Source organism: Bartonella sp. AD328YNZD, assembly GCF_042196425.1.
Genome location: NZ_JBHIQG010000304.1, coordinates 1 through 2856 on the forward strand (window position 1 = coordinate 1; position 2856 = coordinate 2856).

Here is a 2856-nt window from a genome sequence, read left to right on the forward strand (position 1 = left end):
AAGAGCATATCACTTTTTTCCAATACCAACAGAGAATCTCTCGCTTACCTTTTATCCTCTTCATAAGAAGAGTGATGCTAAATGATAAAAATCATTTTTTCATGGAGTACATTATAAACTTATATAAAATATATTGTTCATTTCTCTCATATAGATCACCTCTATCAAGAAAACAAAAACAAGGCTTTATTTTCTATTTTGATTATAAATACAGATCTTCTGAAATGCCTCCTTACCTTTTTGTATTGTCTGAAAATATTGCTTTACACACCTTATAGATGTTTTCTGATAGAGGAAAAAATATGTTATTCTCCTATCTTGGGTAATAAAACTTTTGCATACAACCCACCCAAATCAGAACGCGATAAAAAGAGATTGCCGCCATATTCATTGACCATATCTGAAACAATTGCTAACCCTAAACCTGTCCCCGGTTTACTTTCATCAAACCGCCGGCCTCTTTTTAATGCTTCATCAATTTTATCTTCTGTTAAACCAGGACCATCATCTTCAACAAGGATACTGAAATATTTCTCTTCTTCAACATTTTCTTCTATACAACAAGAGATCAACACCTTTGTGCGAGACCACTGAGTAGCATTTTCAATCAAATTTCCTATAATTTCTTCTAGATCTTCCTTCTCTCCAGAAAAAACAATATCATCAACATCCATAATAAATTCAATTTTTTTTTCAGGATTAAGCTTTTTCATAACCCGCACTAAACGATCAATCACACTGCGAACAGATGTATGATAGATAATACTATCGCATTGTGCTGCAATCCGCGCCCGCTGAAGATAATGATTGATTTGAGCACGCATAATTTGCGTTTGCTCTCTCAACAGACACGCCTTTTCTCCGTGCATCTTATCGGTCTCATTCATAATCACGGATAGAGGCGTCTTCAATGAATGCGCGAGATTACCAACCTGTGTGCGAAATCGCTCAATAATACGCTGATTATTATTAATGAGAGCATTCATCTCTTGTACAAGCGGCATCACTTCACTGACTAAATCCGTATTCACATAATGAACTCTTCCTTCGCGAATATCATTCAATGCACGTCGAATAAGCTTCAACGGTTGAAAACTAAAGAAAATAATAGCAATATTAATAAGAACACTCCCAATACCAAAACTCCAAAGAAAAATTTGCAAAGTTTGCTTAAATTCCTTTACTTGGGCATGGGCTTCATCGATATTCCCAACAAGCCGAAAACGTGCAATATGATTTTTATTATCAAGAACAACATCACTCTCAATCACTTGTAGCTTTTGGCCATCGTTTCCCTTGATCCGATAAGAGCGAAAAAATTTATTATCAAAAGGTATATCGACTTCGCTTGGGGTAAATATCTTTCCTGTTCCCAATGAGGGAGATGTCAATCTTCCTTTTAAATTATGGGATATCGCAACAACTTCCCAATACCATCCCGTTGTTGGATCAGAATAACGAATATCATCAATCTCAGCCCCTCCTTTCAAAATGCCTTCCGGTGAAACCATGACTGTTGCAATAAGACTGTAAAGTTGAGCAGAAAGGATACGCTCTAAGCTTTGTTCAGTTGAACGTTTATAAAATAAAATACTCACTGCAGAAATCGATAAAAGAGAAATCACAACCCATAATGTTGATAAAATCATAACACGTAAACTGAGAGACCGCGTAATGACAAAAAATAGCTTCCCAAACCAATTATCCTCCTTGAAAATATTCATTTATCACCTGGCGTTCTGACGCGATATCCCATTCCTCGAATAGTCTCAATAAAATCTACTCCAAGCTTTTTCCGTAACCGACCTACAAAGACTTCCACCGTATTCGAGTCCTTATCAAAATCCTGATCATAAAGATGTTCGGTAAGCTCCGTTCTTGAAATAACCCTGTCACAATGATGCATGAGATACGAAAGAAGTCTAAATTCATAAGATGTTAGTTTAATCAATTGACCATCCACAAAAACACGAGACGTCTTCGTATCCAATAAAACATTTCCACAACATAATGCACTTGTCGCATGTCCGGTAGCGCGACGAATTAATGCCCGTAAGCGCGCCATTACTTCCTCCAAATGAAATGGCTTCACAACATAATCGTCAGCCCCTGCATCAATACCAAGCACCTTATCAGACCAACGATCTCGCGCCGTTAGTATTAAAACAGGCATGGAGTACCCTTCTTGACGCCACTTTTCAACAACACGAATACCATCAATAGACGGTAAGCCTATATCAAGGATCACTGCGTCATAAGACTCTGTACTGCCTAAAAAATAAGCCTCTTCACCATCGAAAGCACTATCAAAAACATATCCTGCATGCTTTACAGCTTCTGCTAATTGATGGTGAAGATTCCGATCATCTTCAGCAATTAAAATACGCATGACAACATCTAATACTAATCGGCAGGAACCACAACCTCAACACGGCGCAATTTCTCACCATTACGGGCTGGCACAACAACCACAATTGCACACATATCCCTTCCATCCTCAACAACCAGTTTTGAACGGACGAGAACCCCCTTCTCCTGAATTGCAACCTTCTTCCCAACCTCAGCGCAATCAGCTGCTCGAACAGAATCTGCTCCTAAAAAAGATGCTAACATTACAACTAAAAAAACTTTTTTCATCATAGATACTTTAATAACTTATTATTCTTCCTTCTGAAGAATAAAAGAAATAATGTTTTTTTTTGGTCGATTAAAAAATCACAAACGGAAACAATTTATCATTTATCTTACAGAAGAACATATTAACATTACTCCAAATTTTTAAAAAATAAAAAAAATATTTTTAATAATGATAATAAAATTTATTCAATAAAATAATAAAATATTAATATAATATCT

3 protein-coding genes are annotated in these 2856 nt (G+C 36.2%); all 3 read right to left on the bottom strand.

The window, feature by feature from the left end; genetic code table 11:
- Nucleotides 1-305: 305 nt before the first annotated feature.
- From ACFIO3_RS10995 to ACFIO3_RS11005, 3 genes are read right to left on the bottom strand one after another with little or no spacing between them, the layout of a single operon-like run.
- Nucleotides 306-1724: an ATP-binding protein gene (locus ACFIO3_RS10995; protein ID WP_375607781.1), complete on the bottom strand. Its 1419-nt coding sequence runs from the start codon at nucleotides 1722-1724 to the stop codon at nucleotides 306-308.
- A complete protein-coding gene (locus ACFIO3_RS11000) occupies nucleotides 1721-2389 on the bottom strand; it encodes a response regulator transcription factor (RefSeq protein WP_375607782.1) in 669 nt (222 codons plus the stop codon). Before ACFIO3_RS11000 ends, ACFIO3_RS10995 begins: the two co-directional genes overlap by 4 nt.
- 14 nt (nucleotides 2390-2403) lie before the next feature.
- A complete protein-coding gene (locus ACFIO3_RS11005; RefSeq protein WP_375607783.1) occupies nucleotides 2404-2640 on the bottom strand; it encodes a hypothetical protein in 237 nt (78 codons plus the stop codon).
- Nucleotides 2641-2856: the final 216 nt, after the last annotated feature.

Coding starts and splice junctions, on each gene's coding strand:
- ACFIO3_RS10995 (WP_375607781.1), bottom strand. CDS start 1,724: ATGAATATTTTCAAGGAGGATAATTGGTTTGGGAAGCTATTTTTTGTC.
- ACFIO3_RS11000 (WP_375607782.1), bottom strand. CDS start 2,389: ATGCGTATTTTAATTGCTGAAGATGATCGGAATCTTCACCATCAATTA.
- ACFIO3_RS11005 (WP_375607783.1), bottom strand. CDS start 2,640: ATGATGAAAAAAGTTTTTTTAGTTGTAATGTTAGCATCTTTTTTAGGA.